General features: G+C 67.4%; 13 protein-coding genes, 1 pseudogene and 1 CRISPR repeat array. Of the genes and pseudogenes, 4 read left to right on the top strand and 10 right to left on the bottom strand.

The window, feature by feature from the left end:
- Nucleotides 1–125: 125 nt before the first annotated feature.
- Nucleotides 126–1,207: a CRISPR direct-repeat array (repeat unit 31 nt; unit sequence GTTTCGATCCACGCCCCCGTGAGGGAGCGAC).
- A 191-nt stretch (nucleotides 1,208–1,398) separates the two neighbouring features.
- The 8 genes from cas2 to cas5c (ACFE8Y_RS08395) all read right to left on the bottom strand — a co-directional run bounded on the left by cas2 (nucleotide 1,399) and on the right by cas5c (ACFE8Y_RS08395) (nucleotide 9,830).
- Nucleotides 1,399–1,689, bottom strand: coding sequence for a CRISPR-associated endonuclease Cas2 (cas2, locus tag ACFE8Y_RS08430; RefSeq protein ID WP_375463944.1), 291 nt, complete (start codon nucleotides 1,687–1,689; stop codon nucleotides 1,399–1,401).
- Between the two features lie 7 nt (nucleotides 1,690–1,696).
- On the bottom strand, nucleotides 1,697–2,737 hold the full coding sequence (gene cas1c, locus ACFE8Y_RS08425) for a type I-C CRISPR-associated endonuclease Cas1c (protein ID WP_375463943.1): 1,041 nt from the start codon (nucleotides 2,735–2,737) through the stop codon (nucleotides 1,697–1,699).
- Nucleotides 2,738–2,746: 9 nt separating this feature from the next.
- Nucleotides 2,747–3,238, bottom strand: coding sequence for a CRISPR-associated protein Cas4 (cas4, locus tag ACFE8Y_RS08420; RefSeq protein ID WP_375463942.1), 492 nt, complete (start codon nucleotides 3,236–3,238; stop codon nucleotides 2,747–2,749).
- A 517-nt stretch (nucleotides 3,239–3,755) separates the two neighbouring features.
- Nucleotides 3,756–4,706: a type I-C CRISPR-associated protein Cas7/Csd2 gene (cas7c, locus tag ACFE8Y_RS08415; protein WP_375463941.1), complete on the bottom strand. Its 951-nt coding sequence runs from the start codon at nucleotides 4,704–4,706 to the stop codon at nucleotides 3,756–3,758.
- Entirely contained in the window at nucleotides 4,703–6,469 is a 1,767-nt protein-coding gene (gene cas8c, locus ACFE8Y_RS08410; protein WP_375463940.1) for a type I-C CRISPR-associated protein Cas8c/Csd1, read from the bottom strand. The genes cas7c and cas8c overlap by 4 nt, the downstream gene beginning before the upstream one ends.
- Entirely contained in the window at nucleotides 6,466–7,131 is a 666-nt protein-coding gene (gene cas5c / locus ACFE8Y_RS08405) for a type I-C CRISPR-associated protein Cas5c (RefSeq protein ID WP_375463939.1), read from the bottom strand. Before cas5c (ACFE8Y_RS08405) ends, cas8c begins: the two co-directional genes overlap by 4 nt.
- A gap of 40 nt (nucleotides 7,132–7,171) precedes the next feature.
- Complete coding sequence (gene cas3 / locus ACFE8Y_RS08400; protein ID WP_375463938.1) at nucleotides 7,172–9,478, bottom strand: CRISPR-associated helicase Cas3'; 2,307 nt, start codon at nucleotides 9,476–9,478, stop codon at nucleotides 7,172–7,174.
- 13 nt (nucleotides 9,479–9,491) lie between these two features.
- The gene (gene cas5c, locus ACFE8Y_RS08395) at nucleotides 9,492–9,830 is read right to left on the bottom strand and encodes a type I-C CRISPR-associated protein Cas5c (protein WP_375463937.1); all 339 of its coding nucleotides are present in this window, start codon (nucleotides 9,828–9,830) and stop codon (nucleotides 9,492–9,494) included.
- A gap of 172 nt (nucleotides 9,831–10,002) precedes the next feature.
- Here cas5c (ACFE8Y_RS08395) and ACFE8Y_RS08390 point away from each other — a divergent pair, with 172 nt between their 5' ends.
- Entirely contained in the window at nucleotides 10,003–10,506 is a 504-nt protein-coding gene (locus tag ACFE8Y_RS08390) for a type IV secretory system conjugative DNA transfer family protein (RefSeq protein ID WP_375463936.1), read from the top strand.
- Nucleotides 10,507–10,611: 105 nt separating this feature from the next.
- On the opposite strand, the pseudogene ACFE8Y_RS08385 reads toward ACFE8Y_RS08390, so the two are convergent.
- Nucleotides 10,612–10,788 (bottom strand): annotated as a pseudogene (locus tag ACFE8Y_RS08385) (transposase); the annotation flags it as partial.
- Here ACFE8Y_RS08385 and ACFE8Y_RS08380 point away from each other — a divergent pair.
- Nucleotides 10,711–11,535, top strand: coding sequence for an enolase C-terminal domain-like protein (locus ACFE8Y_RS08380; protein WP_375463935.1), 825 nt, complete (start codon nucleotides 10,711–10,713; stop codon nucleotides 11,533–11,535). The pseudogene ACFE8Y_RS08385 and the gene ACFE8Y_RS08380 overlap by 78 nt on opposite strands.
- A 17-nt stretch (nucleotides 11,536–11,552) precedes the next feature.
- Here ACFE8Y_RS08380 and ACFE8Y_RS08375 read toward each other — a convergent pair whose 3' ends face one another.
- Entirely contained in the window at nucleotides 11,553–12,290 is a 738-nt protein-coding gene (locus tag ACFE8Y_RS08375; RefSeq protein ID WP_375463934.1) for a GntR family transcriptional regulator, read from the bottom strand.
- 123 nt (nucleotides 12,291–12,413) lie between these two features.
- Between ACFE8Y_RS08375 and ACFE8Y_RS08370 the strand changes: the two genes are divergently transcribed.
- Both ACFE8Y_RS08370 and ACFE8Y_RS08365 read left to right on the top strand, forming a co-directional pair.
- On the top strand, nucleotides 12,414–13,379 hold the full coding sequence (locus tag ACFE8Y_RS08370) for a Bug family tripartite tricarboxylate transporter substrate binding protein (protein ID WP_375463933.1): 966 nt from the start codon (nucleotides 12,414–12,416) through the stop codon (nucleotides 13,377–13,379).
- A gap of 58 nt (nucleotides 13,380–13,437) precedes the next feature.
- Nucleotides 13,438–14,580 (top strand): mandelate racemase/muconate lactonizing enzyme family protein, encoded by a 1,143-nt coding sequence (locus ACFE8Y_RS08365; protein WP_375463932.1) that lies wholly within the window; start codon nucleotides 13,438–13,440, stop codon nucleotides 14,578–14,580.
- The last annotated feature ends 6 nt before the right edge of the window (nucleotides 14,581–14,586 follow it).

Here is a 14,586-nt window from a genome sequence, read left to right as displayed (position 1 = left end):
TCGCGGTTTTCCCGCAGTGTGCGTGGGAAGGTCACGGCGAGGCGGTGGTGGTGAAGCGCCTACGCGCTCGTTTGGCGGTTCTGACGTCGACCCGTGCGCTTCGCGACCTTGCTGCATCGCGATGGGTTTCGATCCACGCCCCCGTGAGGGAGCGACGATTTCTGGACGGCGCTCGCTTGGGCGGCCGAGATGTTTCGATCCACGCCCCCGTGAGGGAGCGACCCGGCGCAGCGCGGCCTCGGCGTCCCGCAGGCAGGCGTTTCGATCCACGCCCCCGTGAGGGAGCGACCCGACGTTGCATCTGCTGGAGCGCGTCGCGCAAGCTGTTTCGATCCACGCCCCCGTGAGGGAGCGACGCCGCCGCCATCTCCGTCAACCTCGTCTGGTACGAGGTTTCGATCCACGCCCCCGTGAGGGAGCGACGCCCATAGGTGGCACATCATCATCCGGCCGAACGGGTTTCGATCCACGCCCCCGTGAGGGAGCGACCGTCAGCCTGTTCGAGTGAGGTGCCATGCCCTTGTTTCGATCCACGCCCCCGTGAGGGAGCGACTCGCATGGGCTGACCGCACCGCCACCGGCTACGCGTTTCGATCCACGCCCCCGTGAGGGAGCGACGACACCACGCGCCCGGCACATCTCGCGGATCTTGTTTCGATCCACGCCCCCGTGAGGGAGCGACCGACGGCCTCGGCCGGCCACGCGACCTCCAAGGTGTTTCGATCCACGCCCCCGTGAGGGAGCGACGAGGTCGCGATCTGGAGGGCATCCCGGCAGCTGTAGTTTCGATCCACGCCCCCGTGAGGGAGCGACCTGATTGACGATCGTCGCGATCAGCCCGCAGTGACCGTTTCGATCCACGCCCCCGTGAGGGAGCGACCGCGACCAGCGTCATGAACGGGTCCGCCATCCTGTTTCGATCCACGCCCCCGTGAGGGAGCGACGCGCGGGTCGAAGACGCGCTCGCAGGAGCAGTAGTTTCGATCCACGCCCCCGTGAGGGAGCGACCTCCCAGTCCGCGAGCGAGGTCGTGATCGCTGACGGGTTTCGATCCACGCCCCCGTGAGGGAGCGACGCCCGCTGCCGACCCATGTTTTATGACACGTCACGGTTTCGATCCACGCCCCCGTGAGGGAGCGACCCCGTCAGGCATCTTGACCGGTCCGGTGTAGGCGCGTTTCGATCCACGCCCCCGTGAGGGAGCGACACCCGTACGTTAACATCATGGCAGCACACCGAAAATCGGGACGTTTGCGCGAACCGGCAGACAGCGGGGGAAAGATCGCTTGCAACGATGCGAGGGGGGCCGCCAACGCGTTGCCGGCAAGCGTTTTCTTCCCTGCGCGAACCGTCGGGGAACCGGATGAGGCCTCGCGGTTCGCGCAAGCCGCCGCGCACTCAAAACAGCAGCGGGCCGTCGAGGTCGAGGGTGGGCTTGGCGCCGACATGCTCCACCCGGCGGCGGCCCTCGGCGCCGAGGCGGTAGAAGCGCAGGCTGTCGCGCTGCGGATCGATCTCAGCGATGAGGCGGGCGCGCAGGGCTGTCCATTGCGCGGGCTCGACCTCGCACTCGAACACCGAATTCTGCACCCGCTGGCCGAAATCGAGACAGGCGCGGGCAACCCGGCGCAGGCGTCGGCGGCCGGCCGGAGTCTCGGTGTTCACGTCGTAGGCCACCAGCATCAGCACGGCGCGCTCACTTCCAGACGAAGGCGGGATAGCCGTCGAGGTCGCCGCGCAGGTGCCGGGCCAGCATCTGGGCCTGCGCGTGGGCGACGAGGCCGAAGGGTAGGGTCTCGTCGAGGAACGGGTGGCGGATCTCCTCGCGCTTGCGCTCCTGCCAAGCCACCAGCACGCGCTTGCGGGCGTCGTCGGTGAGGCGCACGCCGCCGGCCTCCTCCACCACGAAGTCGGCGGCGGCGAGCTGGCGGCGGTTGACCAGGCTGAGGGCGAGGCGGTCGGCGAGGACGGGACGCAGTTCCTCCATGAGGTCGAGCGCGAGGCTCGCGCGGCCCGGCCGGTCGGCGTGCAGGAAGCCGACCTGCGGGTCGAGGCCGTGCGCTTCGAGGGCGGACCGGCAATCGTGCCCGAGCAGGGCATAGAGAAACGACAGGAGCGCGTTCATCCGATCCAGCGGCGGCCGGCGCGAGCGGCCCGTGAAGCGGAAGGCGGGGTCCTCGACCCGGATCAGCGTCGTGAACACGGCAAAGTAGATCGCGGCCGCCTCGCCCTCCAGGCCGCGCAGGCCGTCCACGGTCTCGGTCGCGAGGGTGCGGCGGGCGACGTCGGTGAGCCGGCGCTCGGCCGCTTCCAGGGCCGCCGCGCGCTCCGCACCCAGGGCGCCGCCGTGGTCGCGCAACGCCCGGCGGATCACGGTGCGCTGGTTGGCGGCCTTGGCCGCCACGATGCCGCTCACGATCACCACCGCGCGCACGGGATCGTCGGCCACGCGGTACTGGACCCGGCGGAGCAGGACGTTGCCGCTGCGCCGGCCCTCGACGCGGGCGAGGAAGCGGCCGTTCGGATCGAGGTGGGACACGGTGATGCCGGCCTCGGCACAGGCGGCGAGCAGCGCGGGGGACGCGCCCGCCCGGCCGAAGCTGACGAGGCCCTCCAGCATGTGCAGCGGCGCCCGGCCGCGCTCAGCCCCGGCGACCTCGACGACGAGGTTGGCGCCGTCCTTGCGCAGCCACGCATCCTCGCTGGTGACGTAGATGGTGTTGCGCATCCGTCGCATGGCGTGCCCTCACGCGTCGATCTGGCAATCCTCGACTTGGTTCGCGAGCCAGCGCGCGATGCGCGGAGGGGTCTCCAGGCGGTCGGGCCGGCACAGGTCTTCCAGCGAGCAGCGGCGGCAGGTGGGCGTCTTCACCGGCGGCGGCGTGCGGCCGCCCGCGATCATGGCGCGCGCCTCCGCCGCCACGCGAGCCGTGAGCGCCCGCAACGCCGCATCGAACACGACCGGCTGCCGGCGGCGGGTGACGCCGTAGAACAGCGCGCCTCCGGGGATCGTGGTGCCGAACGCCTCTTCGAGGCAGATCGTCTGCGCGCAGAGCTGGACCTCGTCGGCCCGGTGCGATTTGGGCTTGCCGCGCTTGTACTCGACGGGGAAGGGCTTTGGCGGCCGCCCCCGGAACTCGACGGCGTCGGCCTTGCCGGCGACGCCGAGCGTCAGCGAGCGGAGGGCGATGCCGCGGGCGACGCGAATGCCCCGGCCGGCTCTCGCCCGCGCCGCCATCGACCCGCTCGTGCAGGATCTTCCCCTCGGCGGTGGCGGCATCCTCGGCCCACAGCCCTTCCACGTGGATCAGCGCGTTCTAGCGTGGGCAAAACAGATGGTGCTGGAGGGCTGAGATCGGAATGAGGGCGTCTTCGGTGATGGGGGCGGGCCGCAAGTCTTGGAAAAAGGCTAAGCCGCGTGAGGCTCGACGCAGAACGTCTCGTCCACCCCTTGTCTGATGAGACGGATCATCAGGATGGGCCACTGCCAACTCCGTCGTAACCGCGTGAAACCAAACATTTGACCCTCCTCTCGCTATCGTTATGCGAGAGATGACACATCGAATCAGAATCGGCAAGCCCTCAAACCCCATTAGCATTCAGACTTTAGAAGATTGTTGCGGACCTTCTCCAAAATGCCTATTCCCTCTCAGAGCCCGCTCCTGTCGCTTCGTAACGGAAGCGCGGATCGAAACTAAAGTCTGAACGCTACGGGGGTGCATGAAGAGGAGCGGGCTCACCGTCTTCTTCGAGCTCTACCGTTCATTGACCTCCACCCCCTCCGGCAACTCCTCTCGGTCGATCGTCACCGTGTAATCCGCAAAGCCGCGGGCCGGAGGCAACGTGTCGGTAGAGGCAGCTCCGATCTCGACCTTCTCACCCTTGTGGACGCGCCAGACCTTCACCCGGTCGAACAGGCTGTGGGCGGAAGCGTTGCCGAGCGCCGAGGCATGGCGAAAAATCACCAGCTTGCGCGTCGCCATCTCGCCGCGCGCGGCCGAGCGGTCGTGGTCGAACATCTGGGTGAGAGCCTCGAACAGGAAGGAAAGATCCGCGTCGGAGAACCCGGTGCGTTTGGCAAGGTTGGCGGAAACGAATCCGTGCGCCCGGTAGAGGCCGTAGGGCACGATGTGCTTGCGGCCCATGGTCCGGTTCTCGCGGCGCTCGTCGCCCTCCGCCTCGCCGTCGCGCTTGGCCTTCTCGTCGGCCGTCGTGGCGGCCATGCGGGTGATCGAGATCTCCAGCGGCATCACCGGCTCGACGGATTGGGCGAAGGAAAGCTGCACCGGGCCGCGCACCTGCCCGCAATTGATGCCCGTGGACATGACGGCGCCGAAGGTCCGCACGTCGAAGAAGTTGTCGCACATGAAGCGGCGCACGGCGTTCGCCTCGTCGTCGCTCTGCGGGTTGAGCTTCTTCTCCTTGGCGACCTTGTCCTTGTCGGGCCGGATCGCCTTGTAGGCCTCGCGGTGCTTCTCGTTGAGGATCGCCCCTTCGGAGACGTAGATGCCGTAGCCGGGCACACCCTCGCGCGCGATCTCGGCATAGTTGCGGATCTTGCGCTTGAGGCAGACATCCGTGACGAGACCGCGGTTCGTCTCCGGATCGAGCCGAGGCATGTTGCCCGCGTCCGGGTCGCCGTTGGGGTTGCCGTTCGCGACGTCGAACAGGAGGACGAAGTCGTAGCGTTGGGCAAGATCGGTCATTGCGCGGCTTCCTTTGTCCCGGTGGCGAACGATCCGTCCTTGCGCCGGAAGAACTCGTGTTTCTGGTGATAGTAGCCGACCGCGAACAACGATTGCTGCTCCGCCGCCAGGAAGGCCGGGAACGGGTCCTCGTCGGGGTTCAAGTGCTCCATGATGGACATCAGGAGGCGTTCCAGCACCACGGCGTAGCCCTTCTTGTCCTTGGCGAGCTTGGCGAGGTGGTTGGCCGAGCCACGGTCGAGCACCGGGAAGGTCTTGCGCGGCGTGGCCGAGGCCGAGCCGTAGAACTTGTCGCGGATGGTGGCGTTGAGGCCCGGCAACGCCTCCGTCTGAATCCGCTCGTAGGTGGCGAACAGCCGGCCGAGCAGGTAGCCTTGTGCTGTGTTGTCCGGATCGAGGGACACGGGAACTTCCTTCCTGGCATTGCGGATCAGCACCGCCTTGAGCATGGCGACGCGCAAGGCGTTCACGTCGCCGTCGGCGCGAATCCGCATCAGCACGGTTGCGAGCAGCGTGCGCGGATAGGGCCGGCCGGTGAGGATCGCGCGAAGCCATTCGCCGGCGAGGTTGGGCGGGATGTTCTCGCTCTTGCGCAGCACCGCCGTCTCGATCAGGCAGCGCCAGATCGAAGGCGCGCCCTCGCGCGGTGGCGGCGCGATGCGCATGGCCTGGACGTGCCGCGTATAGTGCCGCGCCACCTCCCCGAAATCGTCGTCGAGCCAGAACCGGACGGAGAGCCGCGCCGCGTTGGGCGCGAGGGCAAGGACGTGGAAGCGCACGCCCTTGAAGAGAGCGAGGTCGAAATCAGTCGGCTCGCCGGCCTGGAGCCGTTCGAGGACGGGGCGGATCTTGTTGTCCTGGCCGCCTTCGTCGATGCGCGTGGCGCCCATCATCCGGCCGAACCCGGCCTCGACGACCTGATGCGAGACCTCGGCCCCCGAGGCGTCCGCCCAGAAAACGGTGGAGGCGTCGCCGATCTGGATGCGGTTCGGGCTGTCGCGCTCCAGCATCCGGTTCAGCGCCGAGGTGTAGGCGAAGGCGGCCGCCTCCGAGACGGGGGCGTTGTCGCCTTCTTTGTGTCCGTAGGATTCGAAGGCGGAGGCATTATAGGAAACGAGGTAGGCGCCCGAGGATTGCGCGTCCCAGACGCCCTTGATCGGAAAATGCGAGCGCGCGATGCGGCTGCGCTCTCCGGTGATCAGGCAGACAGCTTCCGAGGCGCCGTCCTTCGTCAGCAGCGTCGGCCAGATGTCCATCGCGGCCGGCCGCTCGTGCAGGAAGTCCTCGCGATAAGTGTCCTCAAGGGCGAAGACGACATTCTCGTCCTTCATCTCCTCCGGCCAGCCCAGTGCGAGGAAATCCGAGGGCTGCCACTTGTCGAGGAACAGGGCGAAGGTCCGCAGACCCCCGTCGTGGCTGGATGCGATCGCCGCGCGGTTGAACGCGACGAAGGCGCGGTGCTCCAGCGCCGTCCGCTTCCCCTCCTGTGCGGTGACGCCGAGCGAATACGCGGTCTTGTCCCACAGGAAGTTCGGGGCGATGCCCGACGTCCGCTGGACCAGAGGCGTCGGAACGTTCAGGCGGGCGCCCACCATCCTCTTGCCCGAGCCGTCGCGAAGATCGACGGGGAGGAAGGCAGGGCGCCCATCCGGGGCCAGCACGACGCAAAAGCCGATTGTCGTGCGCGCGTAGCCGAACGGCGGCACCTCCCTCCGGTCCGCCAAGCGATCGTAGGCGCGGGCGAGCGCAGCCAGGATGGTCAACGGCGGATCTCCACCGAGCCGGGCGGCGGCACCCGCATCACCCCCTCGTCGAGGAGGGCGCGGAAGAACATCGAGGCACGGTCGCCCCCGTGGTCGATGTCCCAGAGCACGAAGCCCAGATCGCGCGAGACCGGGATGGCGGCGGGCAGGGCCGCGTCGGGCTCGATCAGCGAGAAGCGGGCCGGGAACTCGCGCGTGCCGAGGCAGGGCTGATGGAAGCACTGCCCCTTGCGCGCGCGTCGGTTGAAGATGTCGAGGTGCTTGCCCGGATTCTCCGCCGCGTCGGCCTTGTCCGTCAGGTCGAACCGGGCCTCGATCACGTAGGCGACTCCGGCGAGCACGGTGGCTGCCCGCTGCTGACGGACATCCTCCACGCGCAGGCGCAGGTCGCCGAGTGCCCCGGCCTTCATCGCGCTGCGCGCGCTGTTGAACGGCATCTTGCTGCCGACCTCGTTACGGCGGATGGAGTGGAAGCGGATCGGCTGGAGCACGTGGATCGCCTCGATCACCCAGCGGATTGCCGGCTTCCAATGGATGCTCTCCAGTATTCCCCTGGCCGCCGAGGGTGTCATGACGTCGTAGGACACCCGCTCGACCTTCATTTCAGGTCTCGTAAAGCAGGCATAATCACCTTCGACCAGAAGCCTGACGCCTTGAGGCATATCGATCGTTCCAAGATGAAGTCGATGGGGTAAAAATAGATCAAAGAATTGTATCTTCCAAGCTGAGATACGTATCGTCTTCCCAAATCAGACCTTCTTTCTCCCGATAAAGCCCTTCGGCGGCAAGGACGGCGAACTGATCGCCGAACCGGGCGGGATCGACGAAGGCGACATGCCCCGCCGCGACGAGGAGCATCCTCGCCCGTGGCGGCACCAGCACGATGAACGATTGGAGATCGCGGGCGACGGAGCCCGGTGTTACCTTTTGGCCCTTCAGCCTATCGAGGGCACGGCGCGCGGCGTCCTCGGCGGGCACGATCACCGGAACCATGCCGCTCTCGATGAGGCGGAAGGCTTCCCCGACGGTGCGGTAGGAGAAGTCGGTCCCCGACGGGTCCATCAGGAAGTGACTCAGCACGCTTCTTCGGACGGTGCCGTCACGACCCGGGACCCGGATCATGTCGAGGGCCGCGTTGCGGTCCTTGCGCCAGTAGACCTCCTGGAAATAAGCCTCGATGGGGCGCGGCGCGGCGATGTCCGCGTGCTTGTCCCGGATGCGGCCGAGATCGCCGATGAAATCCGCGATCTCGCGCATCGGCGGGTCCTCGGCCGGGTCGAACACCGTCAGGATGCTGTCCTCGACTGGATTCCTTTTCTCCCGGTTCACGCGGCCCGCCGCCTGGACGATGGATTGGAGCCCGCTCAGCGCGCGCCAACCGCAGGGGAAGTCGAGATCCACGCCAGCCTCGATCAGCGAGGTGGCGATCAGCAGGCAAGGACGGGGATTCTTGGGGTCCAGCCGCTCCCGCACGTCGGCCAGGATACGGCGGCGATGCGCGGCGTAATGCCGGGTCGTGAGATGCACGACATCCTTAAGTCTGGTTTCCGTCGCCCGACGGGCGAGGGCGAGGGCGTGCTTGCGCGAATTGACGATCACGAAGGCTTGCGGCGTGTCGCGCAAGGCCGCCACGAGGTCGGCATCGGTGATCTTGCCCGGCCGCCAGCGCACCGTCACCCGCTTGAGATCGTCGTGGAGGCCCTCAGGGTTGGGCGCCAGTTCGCGCTCGGGCGTCAGTTCGAGGCCGCCGGTGAACCGGGGTTCCGCCACCGCCGGCTGGGTCGCGGTGCACAGCACGATGGTGCAGCCGTAATTGCGCCGGAGTTCGTCGAGGGCGGCGAGGCAGGGTCGCAGCAGCGGCAGCGGGATCGCCTGGGCCTCGTCGAGGACGATGATGCTGTTGGCGACGTTGTGCAGCTTGCGGCAGGTTGTCGGGCGGTGGGAGAACAGGCTCTCGAAAAGCTGGACGTTCGTAGTCACGACGAGGGGGGCCGCCCAATCCTCCATCGCCATCCGCATCTTCGCCTCGCTGCCCTTCTCGCTGAACTCCTCTTCCTGTGCGGCGGAGGCGAAGCCCACGGCCGAATGGTGCTCCAGCACCACGTCGTCCCCGAACAGCCTGCGAAAGATCCCGGCCGTCTGGTCGATGATCGAGGTGAACGGGATGGCGTAGATGATCCGGTCGAAATGCCGGCCGTGCCGCTTGGCGTGGTCGAGGGCGAAGGCGATCGAGGCGAGGGTCTTGCCGCCGCCCGTCGGCACCGTCAGCGTGAAGAGGCCCCGCGAAGCCCCCGCCTTGGCCCGCACGCGAGACAGGATGTCGGCCCGCCGGCGGTTCAGATCGGTGGATTTTGCCTGCTTGGCGGCGATCTCCGCCTCCACCGCCGCGATGAGGCGGTCGAGGATACGCGGCAGGGCCGGCCAGACCCTTTGTGCCGTCCTCCTACCCTCGACCCGGTTGGCAAAGGCCTCCGTGCACCGCCGATCGGCGTCGATGAGGCAGGAGAAGATCATACGGCCGAGGAACGCCGCCTGGAACCCTGCCCGATCCGCGCGCCAGTCGAAACCGGTCGGGCCGGTTCCGGGGCTTCCGAGGACGACCTCCCGCTGCCAGACCGGATCGAGGGCCGAAAGGTCGTTGGCCTTCAGCCGCCCCTCAAGCGACCCTGACGACGCGTTCTTGTCCGGCAGCCCTGCGTGATGGCCCGCGATAACATAGGCGATAATCTCAGCCAGGAATCGATCGTGCTCGGATGCCAACCGCACGACCATTTGTGCACCGGCCGTGGAGTGATCGACCCGCTCGCTCGATCCGTTCAGGCGTCGGGCGAAGGCAGTCGTGTATTTCCCGAGGTCGTGCGCCAGCCCGGCGAGGAGGCCGGCCTCCCGAAACCCAAATTTGGCGGCCCGGCGTGCGGTACCCCGCCCGACGCGCTTGAGATGTTTGTACAGTGGCTGCCAATCTGACTGGTCACCCTGTAGACCGGTATGCGCGTAGAAGATCGTCATGCGCTCCTGAGCCTCACGCTACATGCATGAGGGTGGCGGCCCGCTGCTGGCGCTCGTCCTCCACGAACAGCGCCAGCCCCTCGGTCGATCCCGCCCGCATGGCGGAAGCGGCCTTGCCGGCCGACGCAACGGCCCCGACCTCGTTGCGGCGCAGGGATTCGAAGCGGATCGGCTTCAGCACCCGCAGGCGCTCGATGCGCCAGACGATGGCCGGCTTCCAGTGGATCGCCTCGACGATGCCGCGCGCCGCGGACAGCGTGATCACGTCGTAGGAGACGCGCTCGACCCTCATCTCGGAGCGCGAGAACAGGGCGCGCGGACCCCAGACATGCAGGCGAATGCCTTGCGACATCGAACCCGTTTCCCCCACCCGACTCTTCTAGGTCGCCGCTGAGGCTCCGTCGTCTCGGGCTGTGTGACTTGAAGTTGCGTGGCCCAAGCTCGGCTGTCAACGTCAGTTGTCACGGCCTTGGCCGTGGGGCGGCGGCTCATCCACAGGCCGAGACCGATGCGAGGATCACGTGATGATCGTGTCCGCCGCCTCCATGAAGAACCTGTTCCTAATGGAGGAGTTCGCCACGCTGGGCCACATGGACATCATGGAGCGGGCGGCGGCGTATTTCCCGGGGTTCGGGGTGAAGCTGTGGGCGGTGCTGCAGGATACGACGCAGCTGCGCTGCTACTACCAGAACAGCTGGGAGACCTTCCTCGGCAACGCCGGGGTGGTGCAGTGCTTCGCCAACGCCGACCAGACGACCCTGGCGTACCTGTCGCAGCGACTGGAGGGGCTGCTCCACCCCTTCGAGCTGCGCACAGCCTTCGCCCGCAACAGCCAAGCGCAGCTGCTTCTGTTCGAGGGCGGCCCCGCCCTCGGCGGCCCTGCGCCTCGACCACGCGGACGTCGAACGGATTCGGCAGGAGGTGCTCCGCCGCGCCCGGCCCCGGCGTCAGCGGGCGCCGGGCTGAGCCCAGAGCTGCTAACCCACCCTATTCACGAGGGGGTCGGCGCCGCGGCCTTTTTAAGCTGAGGGCGCGGGGGATCGCGCGCGAGTTCTGACGCGTGCGGACCGAGGTCGTTTTGTGGGCGCTGGAGGGGCGGGATCGGGCTCGTCGGGGCGTCACAGCCCCGTCGCTCAGGCCGGTGCTGGACCCAGCGCTCCTGCGAGATGACGCAGCAGGTCGGCCTCGGGGCAGGCGGCGGCGAAGGCGAGCCGGACCCGGCTGACTGTCTCATGGATGCGGGCGCCGAGCTTGAGCAGCCGCAGGCGGATCGTGGCGAACTCGGCCTTGGCGAGGCGGTGATCCACCGGCGCATCGGCACCTACCGCGACCGCATCCCCGCCTATGCCAGTTCGCAGATCCTCGACTCGGCCGCAGCCTACGTCGAGCAGGCGCAGCAGTACCGCGAGGCCGGTTGGAGCGCCTACAAGATCCACCCGCAGCAGGTCTGGCGCGAGGACATCGCGATCTGCGAGGCGGTGCGCGCCGGGATGGGTGACGGCTTCACATTGATGCTCGATGCCTGCTGGGGCTATTCCTATGAGCAAGCGCTCAGAGTCGGCCGTGCGATCGAGAGAGCAAACTACTACTGGTACGAAGATCCGCTCGCCGATTCCGACCTCTACGGCTACGCCAAGCTCAGGGCCAAGCTCGGCATCCCGATCATGGCGACCGAGTACCCACTCGCCGGCTTCGATTCCTACGCGCCCTGGATCCTGCAGCGGGCCACCGACTTTCTGCGCGGTGACGTGGCGGTGAAGGGCGGCATCACCACGCTCATCAAAGCCGCACACCTCGCGGAAGCCTTCGGGATGAACTTCGAGGTCCATCACGGCGGTAACTCGCTCAACAACGTCGCCAACCTCCACGTCATCATGGCGATCCGCAACACCGAGTTCTTCGAGGTGCTGCTGCCGGACGCGGCGCAGAAGTACGGGCTCGCCCAGGACATCGCGGTCGATGCCGCCGGCATGGTCCACGCGCCGACAGGTCCTGGCCTCGGTGCGGAGATCGACTTCGACTTGATCCACAAGAGGACGAAGGCCGTCCTCACATGAGGGGTGCGACATGCCAGTCATGAAGCCGCGCGCGCGGCCTCGCCTGCGTGCGACCGGCGTCCGGCTGCGGGGTCGGCGATGAGCCCGTCGGCATCCGCGAGCCCGGCGATGTAGCGGCCGGCCTCGCGGATATCCTGTCGGATCGCCGCGCACGATGCGTCCGCATCGCTCCGGCTCAGCGCCGCCAGCGCGGCCGTGTGCAGGTCGCTGCCCTTCTGTAGAAGCACGTAGTCGGGGATGACATAGGTCAGGACGGGGCCGCAGCGCAGCCAGATGTTCTCGATCAGCCCCTCCAGGATCGGCATGCGCGCGAGCGCGTACAGGCCGAAGTGGAAGCGGCGGTGCAGGTCGAGATAGGCGTCGAGGCGCTGGCCCCGGATCAGCGCCTTCATCTCGGCGAGCAGGCCGTCGAGGGCGACGATGTCGCCGGGTTGAGCGTGCTCGGCGGCGCGGGCCGCGGCACGGCCTTCGAGGTCGCAGCGGATCGTAAGCAATTCGTCGAAGCGGCCGACGTCGAGGCGTGGGACGACGGCCCCCCCACCCTGGCCGGAACTGCCGCGCTCGAGCACGTGCTCGGCGATCAAGCGGTTGACCGCGTCGCGTACCGGCGTGGGGCTGATGCCGAGTTCGGTCGCAACGTCGCGCAGGAGGATGCGCTCGCCCGGCGCGAACCGTCCGGCGAGCAGCGCCTGTCGCAGTTCCGCGTAGGCTTGGTCCCAGAGCGGCAATCGCTCGACCTGTCTCAACTGCGTCACCCCCAGCCTTCTCGTACATCCTCGTAGCGCTGATCGACGGCGGCCTGCCAGGGCTGTCGCGGAAGGCGCTTGACATCCTAGCCAACTCAATTGTTATAGCAAACAACAATTGGGAGAAACGCCATGCTCACCCGCCGTAGCCTCGTCGGCACTCTGGCCCTGGGCGCGACTGGCGCACGTTCGGCGCTGGCGCAGTCGACGTTCCCGGCGCGCGAGATCACTTTCGTCGTGCCCTGGAACGCGGGTGGGTCGAACGACATCCTCGCGCGCGGCCTCCAGCCCCTGCTGAGGGAACGCGGCGTCACCCTCATCGTGGAGAACCAGCCCGGCGCCACCGGTGCGATCGGGTTGCGCCGGGTCGCAACGGCGAACGCGGACGGCTACACGCTCGGCATGGGGACAAGCTCGACGCTGGCCTACATGGCCGAGGGCAAGACGCCCTTGAAGAATGGACAGTTCACGCACATCGCCCGGGTATCGATCGACCCGCTGATGCTGCTCGTGCCGGGCTCGAGCCCATACAAGACGATCGACGACTTCCTCGCGCACATGAAGAAGAACCCGGGCAGCGTCTCGATCGGCACGCCGGGCAACTACAATCTCAATCACATCTTCGCATCGATGACCGCGCGGGCGGCGGGCGTGGGTTACATCAACGCCCCCTATACGGGGGGCGCCAAGGTCATCACCGACCTCGCGGGTGGGCAAATCCAGGCAGCGGTGCTCAAGCCCTCGGAGTCACTTGGCCAACTTCAGCAAGGTCTTGTTCGCGCGCTCGGCCTGTTTGCCGAGGAGCGCCTGCCGCAGTTCCCCGGCGTGCCGACGTTCAAGGAGCACGGCTACGACGTGTTCCCGTTCGGTCACGTCGTGCAGATGGCCTACGTCGTCGGCCCGGCCAAGCTCCCGCCCGAGGTGCGCACAAAGCTGGTCGACGCCTTCTCGGCGGCGATCCAGGACCAGCGCTTCAAGGATTTCGCCGACCGCAACGCCTTCCTCATCGCCTCGCTGACCGGCGACGCGCTGATGGCTGAAGTCGATCAGATCGAACAGTCGATCAAAGTCGTGGCGGAGAAGGTTTTCAAGTCCTGATCCGACGCGTTGCACCTTAAAAATCCGAGATTTTCAAGAAAGCACCGGGATCGCAACAGTGTCTAAAGTCAAGAAAATCACCTGCCACGTCGTGTCGACGCCGATTCAGCGGCCGTTCACGTCCTCGCGCGGCTGGCTGTACAAGACTCGCGGCACCTGTCTGGTCGAGATCGAGACGAGCGACGGAATCGTCGGCTGGGGCGAGTGCTACGGCCCCTCCGCGGTGGCCAAGGCGTTCATCGACACCCAACTCGCTCCCCGCGTGGTCGGGCAGGATCCGTTCGACGTCGAGGTCGTGTGGGAGGATCTCTACAACCGGATCAAGGATTACGGGCCGAAGGGCATGTCGATCGCTGCGATCAGCGGCATCGACATCGCCCTCTGGGACATCGTCGGCAAGAGCGTCGGCAAGCCGGTGCACAAGCTCATCGGCGGCGCCTTCCGCACCTCAGTCGATGCATACGCAACCGGCCTGTACTTCACCGACATGGACCGCCTCGTCGAGGAGGCGGTCGAGGAGGCGCGCGGCTACGTCGAGGCCGGCTTCGGGGCCGTGAAGATGAAGATCGGTCTCGGCTCGATCGAGCGCGACATCGCCCGCGTCGCCGCCGTGCGCGATGCGGTCGGCCCGGACATCCGCCTGATGGTCGACGCCAACCACTCGCTTTCGGTGCCAACCGCCATCCGCATGGGGCGCAGGCTGGAGGAGCTCGGCATCGAGTGGTTCGAGGAACCGATCTCGCCGGAGGACATCGACGGCTACGTCGAGGTCACCCGCGCCCTCGACATCGCAGTGGCCGGCGGCGAGAACGAGTTCACGCGCTGGGGCTTTCGCGATGCGATCACGCGCAAGGCGATGGACATCGTCCAGCCCGACGTGTGCGCGGCCGGCGGCATCAGCGAGTGCAAGAAGATCGCAGCGATGGCGAGCGCGCACGGCGTCGAGTGCGTGCCTCACGCCTGGGGCTCGGTCGTGGGCCTAGCTGCGACCATCCACTTCCTCGCCTCGATCCCCGACCAGCCGCCCTGCCTGTTCCCGGTCCCGCCGATGCTCGAGTTCGAGCAGGAGGAGAACCCGTTCCGCGACCATCTCGCCCGCGAGCCGATCCGCCAGGTCGGCGGCAAGGTCACGGTCCCGACCGCACCAGGCCTCGGGGTCGAGGTCGACCGCGCGGTGATCGACCGCTATCGCGTCGCCTGAGGTCGG

Source organism: uncultured Methylobacterium sp. (assembly GCF_964242245.1).
Lineage (GTDB): Bacteria > Pseudomonadota > Alphaproteobacteria > Rhizobiales > Beijerinckiaceae > Methylobacterium.
This window is presented reverse-complemented; position numbering and strand designations above follow the sequence as displayed.